We start from the raw sequence: 18,776 nt of genomic DNA on the forward strand, positions 1-18,776 counted from the left end.
TTTAACCATTCAAACCCTTACGACTAGAGTCAAAGCATAGTAAAATAAATAATAGTATAGTAAAGCTCCATAAAGAAGAACCACCGTAACTGATGAAGGGGAGGGGAATACCAATAACAGGAACTATACCGATCGTCATACCGATGTTAATAAAGAAATGGAAAAATAGGATAGAGGCGACGCCATAGGCATAAATCCGCGCAAAAGCTGTTCGTTGGCGTTCCGCGATATTGACTAAACGGAGCAGGAGTGCGAGATAGATGGCTATAACAAATGTAGAACCCACAAATCCCCATTCTTCGCCGATGGTACAGAAAATAAAATCGGTACTTTGTTCCGGAACAAATTTATATTTGGTTTGTGTTCCTTGGAGAAAACCCTTACCCAGTAGCTGTCCGGATCCAATTGCGATTTTGGACTGATTGAGATTATACCCTTCGCCACGCGGATCGTGTATTTTTCCTAAAATCACATCAATTCGATTGCGTTGATGTGATTGTAAAACATGTTCATAAGCATAATCAACACAAAGTACATACACACTACAACCAAGAAAAAGTAAGCCTACGTTGATGATATATTTGCGTTTTTTGCGTAGCAAATAAATGAATAACCCTGCAATCAGTGCTAGTATGCTAATAATAATCCATTGATTAACGAGCAGCGCGGATATAAATAAAAGAATGGCGAGACCACCTAATAGCAAGAGTGTGTTGCCGACGTAACCTTCGCGGTAAAATACAAAAACCAGTGCGAAGAATGCAAGCGCTGAACCGGTATCGGGTTGGAGCATGACCAATGCGACGGGGAATAGAATAATCAAGGCACCAATAAGTAGTGTTTTGGTATTTGGATTTTTATTGGTTTGGGAACTAAGATAGGAGGCCAGGAGTAGACAAGTGGCTAGTTTACCAAATTCGGAAGGTTGTAAACGGAAGCTGCCTAGCGGTATCCAAGCTTGATTCCCGCCGACATTCCGACCAATAATCAATACCAATATCAACAACAAAATAACCACAATATAAATGAGTGGGGATGCTGAAATAAAAAACTTAGCGTCTATAATCAGAATGCTAAACCCAATAATTAGGGCCGTGAAAATGTAAATCGATTGCTTGCCATAGTTGGTTGCCATGCTGAAAATACTAGGTTGCTCGGGATCATAAACGGCAGCATAGATATTAAACCAGCCAATCAAGCAGAGTGAGAACCACAGTAAAATGGTGAACCAATCGATACGTCCAAAAAAACTTTTCTCTTTCATGTTATGGATGGTCCTTTCTTAGTTGACTGTGGTGTACATAAAGTTCACGCCGCGGCTCCGTTGTCTTATTGTTGGGTGTGGCAGGTTGTTCTGTTGGCTTACTAGTCGACGTACTTTTATGTAGTTCCTCTACTTTTTTTTCCTTTGGTGTAGGAAGAAAATTGGCATTTAAGATTCGATCTTGATCGTATTTTGATAAGGAAATAGTATCCTTCAAGTATTTTTCGACCAACATATTGACAATAGGACCCGCCCAAGTACCACCATATCCAGCATTTTCTACAAACACGGCAATGGCTATTTTCGGGTTTTCGCGCGGCGCAAAAGCAAAGAAGACAGCATGGTTTTCACCATGTGGATTCTGTACAGTCCCAGTTTTGCCACACATTTCCACGCCAGGAACGCGTACCCGGTATCCCGTACCACCCGGAACATTCACCGCCCGACTCATCCCTTCAATCACGGATTCGTAATATTTAGCATCCACACCGGCACTTATTTTTTCCTTAAACTCGTCTTTTACAATACCCTTTTCGCCAATTGCCTTTACGAGGTGCGGACGGTAATAAAAGCCGCGGTTGGCCACGATAGCCATGACATTAGCCATCTGCAGAGGGGTAATACCCATTTCACCTTGTCCAATAGACAAAGAGATATTAAAGCTTGAACGCCATTTGTCATTACCATAACGTTTGGTATAAAAGTCGGAAGTCGGGATTAAACCTGGTTTTTCCCCGGGGAGATCTATGCCTAAAGTATGGCCTAAACCAAATTTGCCTAACGCTTCGCGCCAAAGATCGTACGCTTTTGGTCCCGACATACCACGGGAGTCGATCATGCGTGCATAGGTGTATCCGTAATACGTGTTACAAGATGTTTGTATGGATTTTATCAAACTGGTAGCCCCATCTACGTGTGTACAACGCATAATGGCACGCCCGCCGCCATAGCGGTATCCACCAGGGCAATAGAACACCGTTTTTTCGTCAATAACACCCGCTTGTTGCGCCGTCAACGCAGCAACTACCTTAAAAACCGATCCTGGAGGATAGGAGGCTTGGATAGGACGGATAAACAAAGGGCGTGTCTCGTCCCGTAAAAGTTTCATGTAGTTGTTGCCCCTTTGCCTTCCTACCATCAAGTTCGGATCGTAGGATGGTGCACTGACAAAAGTTAAGATTTCTCCAGTCGCGGGTTCGATAGCAACCACCGAGCCCATTTTATTTTTCATGAGCTTCTCCGCCAGCACTTGTAGATCACGGTCAATCGTCGAAACCAAGCCGTCGCCAGCGACGGCAAGCGTGTCATACTTGCCCTCCATGAAAGAGCCTTTTGGTCTATTAAGTGCATCTACCATTTGGTTTTTAACGCCCCGTTGTCCACGTAGAAGCTCTTCATAAGAACGCTCGATGCCACTCGCGCCGATATAGTCGCCCGGACGATAAAAGCCTTCCGACCGCTCAATATCTTTATCGTTAACTTCTTGTATATAGCCCAGAAGTTGTGGGGCGATGCTGTCCGGGTAACTCCTGACAGTCCGGTTTTGTACGTAGAAACCTCTAAATTTATATAGATGCTCCTGCAGCTGCGCATAAGTAGTTGCAGATAACTGTTTTTCAAATATAGACGGACGATAAGGAGAGTGGGAACGCGCTTTATTTATTCTTGTCTGGAACCCTTCGCGATCGATATCAATAAGCTGACACAAAAGTGCTGTGTCAATTTCTTTTGCCTCGATAGGTGTCACCAACAGATCGTATACAGGCTCGTTTTGTACCAAAACTTTGCCATTTCGGTCGAACACTACCCCTCTTGCAGGATATACGACAACTTTACGTAACACATTGTGATTCGCTGATAATAAATAAGATTTGTCAATAACCTGAATGTAAAATAGACGAGCTACTATAACGATCGCTATAGCAATAAAAATTCCCTGAACAACAAACTTACGAGCGAAAAAACTATTCATGAACCGTGTGTTCCTTTTATTGTTAAAAAGTTAGAGGCGTATGCTAACCTTTTTAAATACTACCAATACGTGACTTTCTTTTATAAACCAGCAAACTTACCAGTAGAATGATACAAGTTGTAAATATACTACTTAAAATAGTACTTGCTAGTGTATATAGAAAATTAGAAAATGTAAATGTTTCTATAAGAAAAAGAAAGAAATGATGTACAACGGCGCCAAAAAACACATAGGATAGGAACCATTTGGTGCCCATCACCCCCAAGGAAGGTGTGTTAAAAGACTCTTTCAGTTCGACCTCTATGGTGATTTTATGGAAGAATATTCGAAATAGCGCTAGACTAACACATGCTGCAGCATGTACGCCAACAGAATCATAAAAAGCATCTATCGTCAAACCTGTTAAAAAGGAAATTAGGAACAGCAACAAATTTGGTAATCCTATTGGCAAAAGGAAGATAAAGAAGATATAGGGGTAAGTGGTCGCCACATTGTAATAGCCTATGTTTTTAAATAAGGCTACTTGCAGTAGAACCATGATAATAAATCGGACAATATTTATAATTATTACGCTACCCATTGTCTTGACTGTCAGCTTCTAGTTGTTCTTTTTCTTTAATCAGTAAATCTTTTACCACATATACATGATGCAGATTGCTGAAATTCGTAGATAGTTCGATTTTAAGGTCTAAAAAGCTCTCTCCAGATGTTATACCTGTTTCCACTATTTTTCCGACCTGAATACCTGCGGGGAATAACGAAAAACCAGAGGTATATACTTTTTCACCCTGTTCGACCTTAACGTGATTCGGGATATCTCTTACCACACCGTAGCGGGGATCTATACTGCTTCCCCATACAAGGGAACCAATAACTTCAGAGCTGTCCAATGTAACGGAAATCCTCGTGTCCGGATGTAAAAGTGACTGTACGGAGCTGAAGTGAGCTGAAGTTTGGAGCACAATGCCGACAACGCCATTGGAGGTGATGACACCCATCCCTTTCTCTATACCATCGGCAGAACCCTTGTCGAGCGTAAGATAATTGTTCTTTTGGTGAATACTGTTGTTGGCAACCTTTGCTACGATGAAAGCATACCGGCCCTGTTCGATGGAATCTATAATACGGACGGTATCTGCCGTCGTATCCGCCTGGAGGAGGCTTTGGATTTGTTGCCTTAACATGCCGTTCTCAGCCGCCAGTTCTTCATTCGTTTCATTTAACGAAAGATAGCTTTTCCAAGAGTTTACTTGTTTATAATAGGAACCTATAAAAACATTGGATGAACTGATAAAGGAAGAACGTTGAAAGTTGTTATGACGCACAACTAAAATAATGGATACGACAAAAAAGAGAATAAACCAAAATATAGCGTTATATCTAACCAGAAATAGCCAAAGGTTTCTCATGTGTTTTGGTTTCTATTATTTAGCTGTCAACAAATACGCGATATAAACGACCAGTTCGTCTATATCGCGTATATATCAATGAATTATAATGCTTTTACTGCATTAAAAATTTAAACCGACCAATATTTTTCAACGCTATTCCCGTACCTCTTACCACGGCACGTAGCGGATCTTCGGCAACATGTACCGGAAGTTTTGTTTTCGCTTGTATACGTTTGTCCAAGCCCCGTAATAATGCCCCTCCACCGGTGAGGTATATACCGGTTTGATAAATATCTGCGGATAGTTCGGGAGGGGTGATTTCCAGTGCTTTCAAAATCGCTTCTTCTATTTTTGAAATGGATTTATCCAAACAGTGTGCTATCTCCGTGTAGGAAACGGTAATCTGTTTGGGAATACCCGTCATGAGGTCCCGACCCTGTACGGCAAAATCTGCCGGTGGATCTGATAGCTCGGGAAGAGCTGCTCCCACTTCAATTTTGATTTTCTCGGCTGTGCGTTCTCCGATCATGATATTATGTTGACGACGGATATATTGTACAATATCGGAATCAAAATTGTCACCTGCAACGCGGATAGATTGATCACAAACGATACCAGACAATGCGATAACGGCAATCTCTGTGGTTCCACCGCCAATATCGATGATCATGTTACCCACAGGCTCTTCGACATCAATACCTATGCCAACTGCCGCAGCCATCGGTTCGTGAATTAAGTAGACCTCTTTGGCCCCTGCAATTTCTGCGGAATCGCGTACCGCACGCTTTTCTACTTCGGTAATACCCGAGGGAATACAGACGACCATCCGTAGCGACGGAAAGAACCAAGACTTACCTTTGTTCACTAATTTTACCATTCCGCGAATTAAATGTTCGGCAGCTGTAAAATCTGCTATAACACCATCGCGCAATGGCCTTACTGTTTTTATATTGTCGTGTGTTTTACCTTCCATCTGCATCGCTTGTCTTCCGATAGCAATCACCTTGTTGGTGGTGCGGTCGAAAGCAACGATAGAAGGTTCGTCCACTACTACTTTGTCATTGTGTATAATTAAGGTGTTTGCTGTCCCTAAATCGATAGCAACTTCTTGCGTAAACCAGTTAAATAACCCCATGCAATGTATATTGTCTTGTTTCTCAAATTTAATGCAAACCTAAATAAAAAAAATGGTTTTATCTACACTCCATCACCCCGATATAATAATTAAATGTATCAATATCCAGTTCGTCGATATTATCCACTTTTATAGGTAAAGCCTGAAAGGTAGCATTGATTTCATAACGTGTTTTGGACTGTCCTTTTTTTCCGATGTGAATAGGCATTTTAAAGTCTGATACGTCTGCAACCCAACGGCAAAACACCTTTCCATTATCGCGTTGTAGAATTTCCAGTACCGGGACACTTTTATGCTGAACATATTGTTCAAAGACCTTCGTGAAATCGAAGTCTGATTTGTCGTTTAGATAGTTCAAAATATCGTTATAGTCTACTGTTTGATGATAAAATTTACTATTCAATCCGCGAAGAATAGAACGCCATGCCTCGTCGTTGTCTATAATGGTTCGGAGCATGTTATGCAACACACCGCCTTTCAGGTACATATCACCGGACCCTTCTTTATTTACGCCGTAAGGTCCTTGTAAAGGTTTGTCGTTCAAAATGCCTTTTCGGTTACCGTTTACATAAGCCTGGCTTGCTTCCTTTCCATAGTGGTAATCAATAAAAAGTGCTTCGGAATAAGTGGTGAAACTTTCATGTATCCACATATTAGCCATATCCTTGGCCGTGATGTTGTTGCCAAACCATTCATGGCCAGATTCATGAACAACGATGAAATCCCATTTCAATCCCCAACCGGTGTCCGAACTGTCTTCGCCTAAATATCCGTTCTGAAACTTATTGCCGTAGGCAATAGCGCTTTGATGCTCCATGCCTAAATGCGCCGTTTCTATCAATTTATAGCCATCTTCATAAAACGGATAAGGGCCAAACCAATGCTCGAATGCCTCTAGTGTTTCTTTAGCATTCTTTTGTAAATGCTTGATTTTATTTTTGTTTTCTTTTAGTATGTAGTAGTCGATGGAAAGTGGTCCTCTTTCTCCCTGATATGTCTCTGTAACATGTGCATAATCTCCAATATTCAATGCCACATTGTAGTTGTTTATGGGGTTGTGTACTTTCCAATGGTATTTGGTATAATGTCTGCCGAGCTTTTCCGTTTTTACCAGTCGGCCATTTGATACATTCATGACCTCGTTTGGAACGGCGACAGAAATCAACATACTATCAACTTCGTCGGATTGATGGTCTTTATTTGGCCACCATACACTTGCACCCAGACTCCGACAAGTAGTCGCCACCCAAGGTTTTCCATGGCGATCCGTTTTCCAGTCAAAACCGCCATCCCACGGTGCACGTGTTGCGGCAATGGGGGCACCCGAATAATAGACCTTAAAAGAATCGATCGCTCCTTTTGGGATGATATGGGGAAAGTCTATGAAAACCGCATGGTAAGATCGTTCGAAAGGCAGTTCTTTTCCCTGGTACTCCACGCGGTCTACCGAAAGGTTTTCAAAAAGATCAAATTGTAATCTTTTGAAATCGTTAACAGATTCAAATTTAAAGAGATTACTTCCGGATATAAAGCGATTGTTGATATCTACTTTGATATCGAGGTGGTAATATTTGATATCATAGCATGTCCGGAAAGGCGTTAGTGTCCCTCGCAGGGAATCGGCCTTACTGAATATTTCTTTGGCTTTCGTTAACTGTGCTTTCGCTCCATCGCTGGCAATAAAAAATAGTAGAAAAAGTAAAGCGTATCGCATGTTTAGTCTCGTGAATGATAAGAAGGAATTTGTATTCCTCAAAGATAGGGATTTTGCAGATGTTGCCAAGCGCTTGATAGGTGTGCAATAATGTCCGTAGCCGTGATGCTCCGCTCGTGAATAGTAGTTGCGGCGATGTCGCCTGCCAGACCGTGAAGATATACACCTAATAAAGCCGCATCTGCTGGTGTATGGCCCTGTGCTAACAAGGAAGTAATAATGCCGGAAAGCACATCGCCACTGCCGCCGGTAGCCATGCCCGGATTACCAGTTGAGTTGAAATGTACCATCTCATTAGGTAAGACAATTGCGGTATTCGCCCCCTTTATCACGACAATCTGTTGGTAACGGCGGCACCAGTCACGAACCTTTGCAATTTTTTCGAAGTCGTCTGTCCAAAGTCCAATTAAACGCTCCAGTTCTTTAGGATGAGGTGTTAAGATACTATTCGGCGGAATGAGAACGTGCCAATCGGGATTTTTTGCCAAGATATTTATTGCATCAGCGTCGAACAGGAGGTGCGGTATGCTAGGCATAAGTTTTAGACGTTCGAATAATTGGCGTAAAGCAATTTCCGTATCTGGATGGGTTCCCATACCCATACCCATACCAATAGCATCGTAATCAGTAATTTGTTTTGGAAACATGCTGATATGGGTGTCGAGGGGATCTGTTTCTACCTGTGCTTCCGGAAAAGCACCTTGCAATATAGTATAACCGCAGGCAGGGATATACGCTGTTATCAATCCACACCCTGTTTTTAATGCCGCTTTGCTGGCTAAGATAGCTGCGCCAATACTACCATAGCGACCCCCAACCATATACGCGTGGCCAAAAGTTCCTTTGTGCGAGAACTTTTGTAACGGACGTATTAATAGTTGTACGTCTTCTTTTTGCAGGTATTCGTAAGGTGTTGATAATGTGTTTTCTATATTTTTTTCTAATCCGATATCTAATATCTGAAAGTTGCTGGTAAAAGAAGCATATTTGGGAAACAATAAGCTGAGTTTAGCGCAGGCAAAAGTATAGGTAAGATGAGCCTGTATAATAGGTGCCTCGATAGGAGTTGGCTTATCAGCAAAAAGTCCAGAAGGAATATCGATAGAGAGGACAGGATTGGAAGCGGTGTTGATTTGGTAAAGTAGTGGCTTCCAACGATCATCTAGCGGGCGAGCCAAACCATAACCGAATAAAGCATCGATAAGGATACTTTTCGCTGGAAATTCTAAAATACTTTCGGGGCTCAATGAAGAAATAGAAATGTCCATTTCGTGAAGACGTTGTTGGTTGATTTCGTTTTCCGCACTGTAGGAGGTATGCTCTAATAGGTGGATCCTAACGATATGTCCTGCCATGTGCAGCATCCTTCCAAGCGCTAATCCATCCCCACCATTATTTCCAAAGCCGCATAAGATCACAAAAGAGGCTTGCCGTTCACCAACATATTGTTGTATGGCTTGGAACAGTGCCTCTGCAGCCCGTTCCATCAATTCAACAGAGCTGATATTTTGACTTATCAGAGTGGCTTGTTCCCATTTGTAGATATCAGCAGCGGAGAGAATCTTCATTGTTTTTTATTTAAAAATAACGATTTAATATGTTTTTTCCACATTGTTCCCTAACATGATTAGAAATTTTTAGGCATTACTTTTGTAATGTTTGGTATTAGAAAACAAAATGTCAACTTATGATACATAGAAGAATAATCATCATGGCTATCCTGATTTCTGGTTTATTCCTTACGAGTTGTGGAGGGAAGAAAAGATATGCCGCATTGCAAATGCAGCACCAGGATTTGACCGAACGTTATCAACAAAGCCAGATGCAACTGGCAGAAAGTCGGACGAACGTTAAAAATTTAGAGGAGCAATTGGCTATGGAGCGTAAAAACAATGCCTCCTTACGGGAAGCATTACAGCGTTTGCAGGGAACGTTGGACATGAGTATCAATCAAAATACGCAGGGAAATGTGAATATCTCGAAGTTGGTTGATGAAATTAATGCATCGAACAGATACATCCAGCATTTGGTGAATACCAAAAACAAAAGTGACTCGCTTAATCTGGTGTTAACAAATAACCTGACCCGTTCTTTGAGTCGCGAAGAGTTACGCGATGTAGACGTTAAAGTGCTAAAAGGGGTGGTTTATATATCATTATCTGACAACATGCTCTATCGGTCGGGTAGTTACGAGATCTCTGAAAGAGCTGGAGAGACACTTAGTAAAATCGCGAAGATTATCCAAGATTATAGAGAATATGATGTGTTGATTGAGGGTAATACAGATACCGATCCCATTTCGCAGAAGAATATTCGAAACAATTGGGATTTAAGTGTATTGCGTGCTTCATCTGTTGTGCAAGCATTACAGAACCAATATGGTGTTGAACCCAAACGTTTGACAGCTGGAGGACGTGGGGAATATAATCCTGTTGCCGACAATACAACGCCCGATGGAAAAGCAAGAAACCGACGCACACAAATTATCATTACGCCGAAACTGGATCAGTTTATGGAGTTGATTGATAAAGCGCCGGAAACAAGCACGGAGGCTGAAGTGCCTGCAGACACTCCGGAACAACAAGAAAATACGCCAGTATTTTAAAATAAAATAGATTTTTAAACCAGAAAGGGGCAAGTTTGAAAAACTTGCCCCTTTCTGCTATACGTGCTGTCGTTTGCTCAATGCTTTCAAAAAGAAGTAACCGCACAACCCCGATAGCAGTGAACCTACCAAAACCGCCAGCTTTGCTTCTTCTACATGTAGGGGATCACTGAAAGATAGTAATGAGACAAAAATAGACATCGTGAAACCAATTCCGCCAAGCATACCAACACCGGCAATATGCGCCCATGTTGCTTTATCAGGCAACTGTGCAAGACCGGATTTTATACATAGAAACGACGTACTAAAGATACCCACTGTTTTGCCGACGAAAAGACCAATCATAATACCGAGACCCATAGGTGAAGTCAACCCACCAATCATTTCACTTTGAAACGTGATAGCGGTATTTGCAATGGCAAACAAAGGAACGATGATAAAGTTGACTGGTTTTGCGATGGCATGTTCTAGTTTCTCCAGTGGAGATTCTACGTCCGTATCGTTTGTTGGGATAGTCATGGCTACGAGAACCCCCGCAATCGTGGCATGGATACCCGAATGATGGATAAAATACCATATGAAAATACCGGAGAAGAGGTAAATCCACAGGTTTTTCACCCCAAAACGATTGAAAGCAACTAACAGCAAGAGGATCGCGGCTGCATATAAGAGATAAGTGAAATGAAGTTCGGTAGAATAGAAAATGGCAATGACCAGAATAGCTAATAGATCGTCTACAATAGCCAGTGCAGCTAAGAAAACTTTGAGACTTACAGGCACTCGTTTGCCAAGCATGGAAATAACTGCCAGCGCAAAAGCGATATCTGTTGCCATCGGAATACCCCATCCGTGATGCGTCTCTGTTCCTGCGTTGAACAAGGTGTAGACGAGTGCCGGGACCAAAGCGCCTCCAATGGCTGCTAATATCGGTAATGCAGCCTGACGGGGAGAAGCTAATTCACCTTCTACCAGCTCTCGTTTTATCTCTAGACCGACCAATAAAAAGAAGATCACCATGAGCCCATCATTTATCCAGTCGGCTACACTATATCGGAGGTGAATGTTGGTGGTTTCAAAACCCAGATGGGTGCCTAGAAGATTATCAAATGCTTCAGATAAAGGGCTATTTGCAATAATTAATGATAAAATAAGACATATGAATAATAAGATGCCGCCACCTGTACTGGAATCTAAAAAATCTTTAAGAGGTTTGAGATTGATTGATTTTGCCATGACGACGAAGTTATTGAAAATTATTTGTTTTCACTACCTTTGATAATATGAAATGTCCATGCTTGTCATGCACAAACACCGATGAATATAATCTGGACATTCCATATGATCTTTAAAAGACAATTTATTCATATATGACATGGGATATCGTGAAAAAAGATTTCAAGCGCTATTTGCAATTGGAACGTAATCTAGCAAACCATTCGATAGCTGCTTATTTGAATGATGTGCAGAAGTTGGAAGCCTATTGTAGCTTTAAGCGAAAGGAGCTTGATGAAATAGATACCCTTTTTATACAGCAATTTCTCGTTTTTATCAATGATTTCAGTATTTCGCCTTTTACACAAGCCAGACTTCTTTCCGGGTTGCGAACTTTTTTTGCATTCCTCCAGATTGAATATGACCGGAAAGATAATCCGACTGAACTATTGGAATCCCCTCGGTTAAACCGCAAAATTCCCAGTGTGCTAAACGTCGAAGAGATAGATGCACTAATTGCGGCTATTGACGTGTCTACATTAGAAGGCATGCGTAATAAAACCATTTTGGAAGTATTGTATGGATGTGGTTTGCGTGTTTCGGAATTGGTGACATTAAAAATTTCGAATCTTTACTTAGATGTAGAGTTTATCAAAGTAGAGGGAAAGGGAAATAAGGAGCGTCTCATTCCTATCGGACAGCAGGCTATTAAATATTTGAAAATATATCTGGAAGAAATACGTCCTCATATTCCGATACAAACAGGATATGAAGATACCGTATTTCTAAATAGGCGAGGAAGGCAGTTAACGCGTGTTATGGTATTCCTTATTATTAAAGATCTAGCCAAAAAAATAGGCCTGACGAAAACGATCAGTCCCCATACTTTTCGGCATTCGTTTGCTTCCCACTTGGTAGAGGGGGGGGCGGATTTACGTGCCGTACAGGATATGCTTGGGCATGAAAGCATTACAACTACGGAGATTTATACACATATTGATAAAGATTATTTACAGTCTGTTATCACACAATACCACCCAAGGTCCTAGTCTCCGCCGAATGTTAATGCAACTAAGTAAACTTTAATTTGCAATATGATTGCATTTACTTATCTTTGTGGCTTCTTATGGTAGCGAAGATAGGACGGTTTATAGGTGTGATCATGGCATTACTTGTGTTGTCAACAAGTAATGGACTTCATTATACACATGATATTACACATCATCACCATTGTTCATCTTCGGATCATCAAGAATATCCCGATGCAGATGAATGTGCACTTTGTTGGTTTGTTTTACATCAAGTAAGTCATCATTTTGCGGTAGATAGTTTGTTGCCGGATATCGCGGTACAGACGTGTATAAATCTACTTAATGAAAGAAATTCTTTATTTTTTCCGGATGGAATAGAACGTTTACAACGCAACAAAGACCCCCCGCAGCACGTATAAACCCACGTCGTTCAGATTTAGATCCTGTTAATTTGTATGATCAGAATTTTAAACAGGCTCTTATAACATTATCTAAAAATTTTTTAAATAGATGCAATACAAATGCTTAGCCCTGTGTTGGGTGCTATGGCTTTTTGCCGCCCCTGGTAAGGGGCAAGAAGAACGTTCATCGTCTTTGAAAAGACAGGACTCCATTCATCTGCAAGATGTGGAAGTCATTGGGCGTCGCGGCGAACTATCCCAAAGTATACACCGTCTCTCTACACAGGAGATGCAAGAAAACAAAGGGAAACCGTTGGCAGAATCGCTGACGGATATTTCTGGGGTATCTACGATTGGTATGGGGAGCAGCATTGTGAAGCCTGTTATCAATGGACTTCATAGCAACAGGATACTTATTTTAAACAATGGAGTCCGCCAGGAGGGACAGCAGTGGGGTATAGAGCATGCGCCAGAAATCGATCCTTTTACTGCAGACCAGTTGGAGGTCGTAAAAGGAGCACAAGGTGTTCGATATGGGGCAGATGCGTTGGGAGGTGTTATTCTCGTGTCGGCAAATGATATTGATTTAGAGAAAGAATGGAAAGGCGATATTGATGTGATAGGGCAGTCGAACGGACGTGGGGGAATGATAAATGTACTTTTGGAGGGGGCGGTGAAAGCCTTGCCCGGATTAGGTTGGCGTATGCAAACAAGTGGTAAGAAACTGGGAAATTATAAAACGGCCGATTACTTCTTGGGTAATACGGGAGTAGATGAATTCAACTATGCCGGAACATTGCAATATAAAAAAGACAAAAATCAACTGGAATTGTATTTTAGTCATTTTGGAACACAATTGGGTATCTTTCGCGGCGCTCATATCGGTACGGTTGAAGATATTCAAGCACGTATAGACCATGGACGTCCTTTTGAAACTTATGATTTTAGCTATCAAATCGAAGCACCTCGACAAAAGGTAACGCACGATTTGGTTAAAGCGTCGTGGGAACATCAACTTCGTGCTGACCGTCGATTGGAAATGCAATATGGATTACAACGAAACCATCGTCGGGAATACGATCTGCGAAGGGTGGAATCAGACGATCTTCCCATGGCGGATATGGTATTGACAACACAGAGTTTGGATATCGTGGTGAAGGAAGGTCATAGTTCGGTAGGCGTACAGTCTTTAATACAGGTCAATAATAATACGCCAGGTACGGGTACGACACCTATTATACCTAATTTTGACAGCTACGCAGCCGGCATATTTGCCGTGCACCAGTTTCACATCGATAGGTGGCACGCGGAGATAGGTGCTCGCTATGATTTCAAGTATTTGGATATCGCGGGATATCGCTATCGAAGAGATGCTATCGATGATGGAGCAGTAGAACAGTATCTTCTAACGGACACTCGTCGGTTTCACAATGCGTCGGGAACAGCTGGTACACTTTATCATTTTTCGCCCAAATTAAGCTGGAAAAGTAATATCGGACTGGCTTGGCGCGCACCTTCCGTTAATGAGTTGTATAGTGACGGCGTACACCATGGAAGTGCGACCTATGAGCTGGGAAATCCAGATCTTCGCAGTGAAAAAGGCTTAAAATGGATAAATGCTTTTATATGGAGTGATGAACGTCTCCAGGCAACGGTCGATATCTATGCGCAGATGCTATACGATTATATTTATGCACAGCCCAACCCGGATGCTGTTCGCCAAACGATTCGAGGTACCTTTCCACTGTTTGCTTATCAACAGCACGACGCTTTTTTTTATGGTGCTGATTTGCAATTGCGCTATGCGTTTCTAAATACGGTTCACTATGACGTGAGTGCATCCATCGTGCGTGCGCGTAATGTGGAGTTGGATACTTATCTGCCCTATATTCCATCAGCACGTTTTCAACAAGCGCTTTCCTGGGTCTATTGTGGCCAATCGCAGCCAGAAAGCTATTTCAAGTTTGCGCATCGCTTTGTAGCGAAGCAAACCCAATATACGGAAGGAATGGATTATATTGCACCACCAGCCGCTTACCATTTGTTTGACGTCGTGGCGAGTAAGCAGATCAAAACAGATACGGATACCGGCACATCTTGGAAGGTTATGCTGTCGGTAGAAAATTTATTCAATCGTTCCTACAAGGATTATATGGATCGATTTCGGTATTTCACCCACCAAATGGGTAGAAATATAAACGTAAAAATTTCTTATCAATTTTAAAATTATCAAAATCATGAAACAAATTAATATTTTTATTTTAGCCATTAGCATACTTTTCTTTGCACCATCATGCTCCAAGGATGATCCTATACCAGAAGAAGACCAAGAGGAAGTGGGCACAGCCACACTGACTTTTACAGAAGTAGAACGTGAAGCGCATGGAGATCACTATCATTACAACGATATAACCGATCCTGAAATAGAAGAAGTTAAGTTTGAAGGCAAGGATATGCTGCCGCCGGTTGATGCGCATTTGCATTTGGAAGTTGGGAAAACCTATCGGCTGGAATTGCTCGCTACCGATTTTGCCGGCCGCGAAACGCAACAGACATTCGTCAGCCGTGCCGATATACATCAAGCTTTTATACTCGGCGCGGAGGCTGGGAGTCTGGAATACGTTTACGCGGATAGAAATGCGGATAATCAACGGGTAAACGTAGGTGTTACAGGTTATTTAACAGTTCTACAAGAAACGAATACCTTTACATTGCGTTATGTAATGCGCCATTTAAATCCGGGTGTAAAAGACAACATTACGGCTGCCGATTGGAACAATACAAACTTCACCCAATTTACCGGAGCGAACGATTTAGATCTGAAAGTAGCGGTTCATTTGGTGTCCGAAGATGGTCATCATCATTAAAAAATATACGTTGGCATTTATATTTTTCATTTCGATTTTAAAGTAAGGTAAAAAATAGTATTTTTGCCAGCGCAGTCTCCGTAGTTCAATGGATAGAATTTCAGATTCCGGTTCTGAAGATATGAGTTCGAATCTCGTCGGGGACACTACTTCTTCCAACAGCGTTTTCTTTTTGTGAAAACGCTGTTTTCTTTTCAGAAGGATAATATCCCATATATTGTGAATCCTCGTTTAGAAAATCATGGAAATTTTGTAGGTTTACCATATTCGATTATTTATAAACAACAAATTAAATTGCTAATGAATTTAATAAAGCCTATTGCAATTGCATTTTTATTGCCAGGATTGTTTCCGCTTAGCCAAGCTTCGCCAACGATTATGATGGAAGAATCTCGGAATATTCTCGGTCTCGATACGCTTTCTTGGGAGGCACCTTTGCCTTTTGATCAGGAAGTTAAAACAGGTAAACTGGAAAACGGATTTCAATATTTCATCCGTAAAAATGTAGAACCCAAAGATCGTGTTACGATGTATTTGGCAACCAAAGTCGGTTCTGTTTTGGAAACAGAAGAAGAATTAGGCTTAGCTCATTTTATGGAACATATGAATTTCAATGGTTTGAAGCATTTTCCAAAAAATGAGCTAGTGGACTATCTACAACGTGCGGGGGTACGTTTTGGGAGCGACTTGAATGCGTACACCAGCTTTGATAAAACAGTTTATCAATTACCCATTCCTTCTGACGACCCCGAACTGTTGAAAAATGGACTTCAAGTGTTACGGGATTGGGCACAGGATGCTCTGTTGACGGATGAAGAAATTGATAAGGAAAGAGGCGTTGTGTTGGAGGAAATGCGGGGAGGACGTGGAGCTAGCCAACGTATGCGCGATCAATACCTGCCTATTATGTTAAACAATTCGCTATATTCACATCGTTTACCGATCGGTACAGAAGATATTATCCGGAATTTTCCATACGAAGTGTTGCGGCATTTTCATGAAAAATGGTACCGTCCCGACTTACAGGCATTGATTATCGTCGGTGATATTGATGTAGAAGCGATAGAAGCGGAGGTTCGTCGGTTGTTTGGCGATTTAAAGTCGCCCGAAAATCCATCTGAACATGTGGAGCATAAAGTGCCTTTATTGGACAAAAATCAGTTTATAGCGGTGACAGACCCAGAAATGACGTATACCTTAGGACAAATTTCTATAAAGCATCCGGAAGAGAAGGTGGAGACCGTCCGCGACTTTAGAAGAAGCATTTTAAAATCAGTTTATGCCAATATGCTAAATGCGCGTCTTTCCGAGTTGGGACAATCTGCCCATCCGCCTTTTATACAGGCTAGCGTGGGAATAGATGAGTTTTTGGGCGGACTGGACGCTTATACGGCTTTTTTTGTGGCGAAGCCGAACGAGTTTGAAGGCGGTTTCAAAGCGTTGGTTCGCGAACTGGAGCGTGTGCAACAACATGGTTTTACGGAAACGGAGTTTGGACGGGCCATAGTTAGTATCCAAAAGAATAATGAAACAGCTTATATCGAGCGTGACAAGAAGAAATCGGATAGCTATGTGAATCGATATTTGAATTTTTATCTGGAAGATAGTCCTGCATTAAGCAATGAAGACTTGTATAAACTATATAAGCAGCTATTACCTACGTTGACATTGGAAGAGGTGGAAGAGATAGGGAAGACGTTTTATGTAGATGCTAATCGAGATGTTATTATTATGGCGCCCGATAAGGAAAAGGATAATCTTCCCAACCAACAACAGGTGCATATGTGGTTTGGCGAAGTAGCGGGAGAGGAAATCAGTGCCTACGACGATAAAGTATCTGATTTGCCGCTATTATTGAAAGAGCCTCAAGCAGGCAAGACGGCTGCGGTGAAGGATATTGTTGCAATAGAAACCAAGGAATGGACACTGGACAATGGCGTAAAGGTAATTTTGAAGCCTACTACATTTAAAAATGACGAAATTTTAATTAGTGCTTTTAGTCCGGGAGGAACCTCGCTGTATGATGACAGCGATTATTTTTCGGCAGCGCAAGCGGCTAATTTAGTGAATAGCAGTGGTGTTGGTCAACTGAATACGATCGAACTTCGCAAATATATGACGGGAAAAAATGTCAATATTAGTCCCTATATAAGCGAACGTAGTGAAGGAGTGTCAGGTTACGCTGATAAAGAGGGCCTCCAGACTGCTTTCGAATTGATTTACGGTTACTTCACAGAACCGCGTATAGAAGATGATATATTCCAAAGCATCATCACAAGATCGTTGTCTATGATCAGCAACCAAGAGAGTGACCCATCTTTTGTTTTTCGGAAATCAATTTTGGAAAACCTGTATAACGGCAGTATCCGCCGTATGCCTATTTCAGAGGACGGTATCAAGCAAATTGATAAAGAACGGGCGTTGGCAATTTATAAGGAGCGTTTTGCAGATGCTTCGGATTTTGTATTTACGATTGTTGGTTCGTTTACAGAAGAGGAAATCAAGCCTTATTTGGAGAATTATCTTGCCGCTTTGCCGGTGCTGGACCGCAAGGAAGAAGCAAAGGATTTAGGGCTTTATGAACCGGAGCAAGGCTTTGAAAAAATAGTGCATAAAGGTCAGGAAGAAAAGGCAAATGTAATGTTGACGTACTATGGGGATTATCTATACGGCGAGATGGAAAATCTAAATATGAACGCATTAGAAAGTGTGTTGAGTATTAAGCTTATTGAACGTCTGCGGGAAGAAGAAAGCGGGGTATATGGAACCGGAGCAAGAGCATCCACCAATAAGCATCCAAAAAATAGGTATAGTTTTACCGTATCATTCGGTACAGGGGTAGATCGATATGAGTCTTTGATCGCATCCGCATTGGATGAAATTAATAAAGTGAAGCAAAATGGTCCTTTGGCATCTGATTTAGAAAAATTCAAGATCGAGCAAAGACGTCAATTGGAACTCTCTTTAAAAGAAAATAAGTTCTGGATGGGACAACTTTCAGGTGCATACCAGCGAGAGGAAGATCCAACTTATATTAACCGTTATTTGGAGGATCTGGACAAGATATCAGTAGAATCTGTCAAAGACATCGCCAACAAGTATCTGAAAGAAGACCACCTGTTTAAATTTGTCCTTTTGCCGGATGAGAAGTAACAGGGGAGGATTAACAAAAAATGCGCAGCTT

General features: G+C 41.6%; 14 protein-coding genes and 1 tRNA gene. 7 read left to right on the forward strand and 8 right to left on the reverse strand.

Features of this window, described 5'->3' with window-relative positions; translation table 11 throughout:
- Nucleotide 1: 1 nt before the first annotated feature.
- From rodA to H8B06_RS04930, 7 genes are all read right to left on the reverse strand, one after another.
- A complete protein-coding gene (rodA, locus tag H8B06_RS04900; RefSeq protein WP_190993371.1) occupies nucleotides 2–1,273 on the reverse strand; it encodes a rod shape-determining protein RodA in 1,272 nt (423 codons plus the stop codon).
- Nucleotides 1,266–3,236: a penicillin-binding protein 2 gene (gene mrdA, locus H8B06_RS04905; protein ID WP_190993190.1), complete on the reverse strand. Its 1,971-nt coding sequence runs from the start codon at nucleotides 3,234–3,236 to the stop codon at nucleotides 1,266–1,268. Before mrdA ends, rodA begins: the two co-directional genes overlap by 8 nt.
- Before the next feature lie 52 nt (nucleotides 3,237–3,288).
- The gene (locus tag H8B06_RS04910; RefSeq protein WP_190993191.1) at nucleotides 3,289–3,816 is read right to left on the reverse strand and encodes a rod shape-determining protein MreD; all 528 of its coding nucleotides are present in this window, start codon (nucleotides 3,814–3,816) and stop codon (nucleotides 3,289–3,291) included.
- The gene (gene mreC / locus H8B06_RS04915; protein WP_190993192.1) at nucleotides 3,809–4,645 is read right to left on the reverse strand and encodes a rod shape-determining protein MreC; all 837 of its coding nucleotides are present in this window, start codon (nucleotides 4,643–4,645) and stop codon (nucleotides 3,809–3,811) included. The genes H8B06_RS04910 and mreC overlap by 8 nt, the downstream gene beginning before the upstream one ends.
- A gap of 94 nt (nucleotides 4,646–4,739) precedes the next feature.
- Complete coding sequence (locus H8B06_RS04920; protein WP_130139823.1) at nucleotides 4,740–5,762, reverse strand: rod shape-determining protein; 1,023 nt, start codon at nucleotides 5,760–5,762, stop codon at nucleotides 4,740–4,742.
- A 58-nt stretch (nucleotides 5,763–5,820) separates the two neighbouring features.
- A complete protein-coding gene (locus H8B06_RS04925) occupies nucleotides 5,821–7,476 on the reverse strand; it encodes a M1 family metallopeptidase (protein ID WP_190993193.1) in 1,656 nt (551 codons plus the stop codon).
- A gap of 38 nt (nucleotides 7,477–7,514) precedes the next feature.
- Nucleotides 7,515–9,044: an NAD(P)H-hydrate dehydratase gene (locus tag H8B06_RS04930; protein WP_190993194.1), complete on the reverse strand. Its 1,530-nt coding sequence runs from the start codon at nucleotides 9,042–9,044 to the stop codon at nucleotides 7,515–7,517.
- 119 nt (nucleotides 9,045–9,163) lie between these two features.
- Between H8B06_RS04930 and H8B06_RS04935 the strand changes: the two genes are divergently transcribed.
- On the forward strand, nucleotides 9,164–10,081 hold the full coding sequence (locus H8B06_RS04935; protein ID WP_190993195.1) for an OmpA/MotB family protein: 918 nt from the start codon (nucleotides 9,164–9,166) through the stop codon (nucleotides 10,079–10,081).
- A 57-nt stretch (nucleotides 10,082–10,138) separates the two neighbouring features.
- Here H8B06_RS04935 and nhaA read toward each other — a convergent pair whose 3' ends face one another.
- Nucleotides 10,139–11,314, reverse strand: a complete 1,176-nt coding sequence (gene nhaA / locus H8B06_RS04940; RefSeq protein WP_190993196.1) for a Na+/H+ antiporter NhaA — start codon at nucleotides 11,312–11,314, stop codon at nucleotides 10,139–10,141.
- 134 nt (nucleotides 11,315–11,448) lie between these two features.
- On the opposite strand from nhaA, the gene xerD reads away from it, so the two are divergent.
- From xerD to H8B06_RS04970, 6 genes are all read left to right on the forward strand, one after another.
- Nucleotides 11,449–12,342, forward strand: a complete 894-nt coding sequence (gene xerD / locus H8B06_RS04945) for a site-specific tyrosine recombinase XerD (RefSeq protein ID WP_190993197.1) — start codon at nucleotides 11,449–11,451, stop codon at nucleotides 12,340–12,342.
- Between the two features lie 77 nt (nucleotides 12,343–12,419).
- Complete coding sequence (locus H8B06_RS04950; protein WP_190993198.1) at nucleotides 12,420–12,743, forward strand: hypothetical protein; 324 nt, start codon at nucleotides 12,420–12,422, stop codon at nucleotides 12,741–12,743.
- 91 nt (nucleotides 12,744–12,834) lie between these two features.
- Complete coding sequence (locus H8B06_RS04955) at nucleotides 12,835–14,949, forward strand: TonB-dependent receptor (RefSeq protein WP_190993199.1); 2,115 nt, start codon at nucleotides 12,835–12,837, stop codon at nucleotides 14,947–14,949.
- A gap of 13 nt (nucleotides 14,950–14,962) precedes the next feature.
- Nucleotides 14,963–15,592: a hypothetical protein gene (locus H8B06_RS04960; protein ID WP_190993200.1), complete on the forward strand. Its 630-nt coding sequence runs from the start codon at nucleotides 14,963–14,965 to the stop codon at nucleotides 15,590–15,592.
- A 74-nt stretch (nucleotides 15,593–15,666) separates the two neighbouring features.
- Nucleotides 15,667–15,738 (forward strand) — tRNA-Arg (locus H8B06_RS04965).
- Between the two features lie 154 nt (nucleotides 15,739–15,892).
- Entirely contained in the window at nucleotides 15,893–18,745 is a 2,853-nt protein-coding gene (locus H8B06_RS04970) for a M16 family metallopeptidase (RefSeq protein ID WP_190993201.1), read from the forward strand.
- Nucleotides 18,746–18,776 lie beyond the last annotated feature (31 nt).

Source organism: Sphingobacterium micropteri, assembly GCF_014692515.1.
Classification (GTDB): Bacteria; Bacteroidota; Bacteroidia; order Sphingobacteriales; family Sphingobacteriaceae; genus Sphingobacterium; species Sphingobacterium micropteri.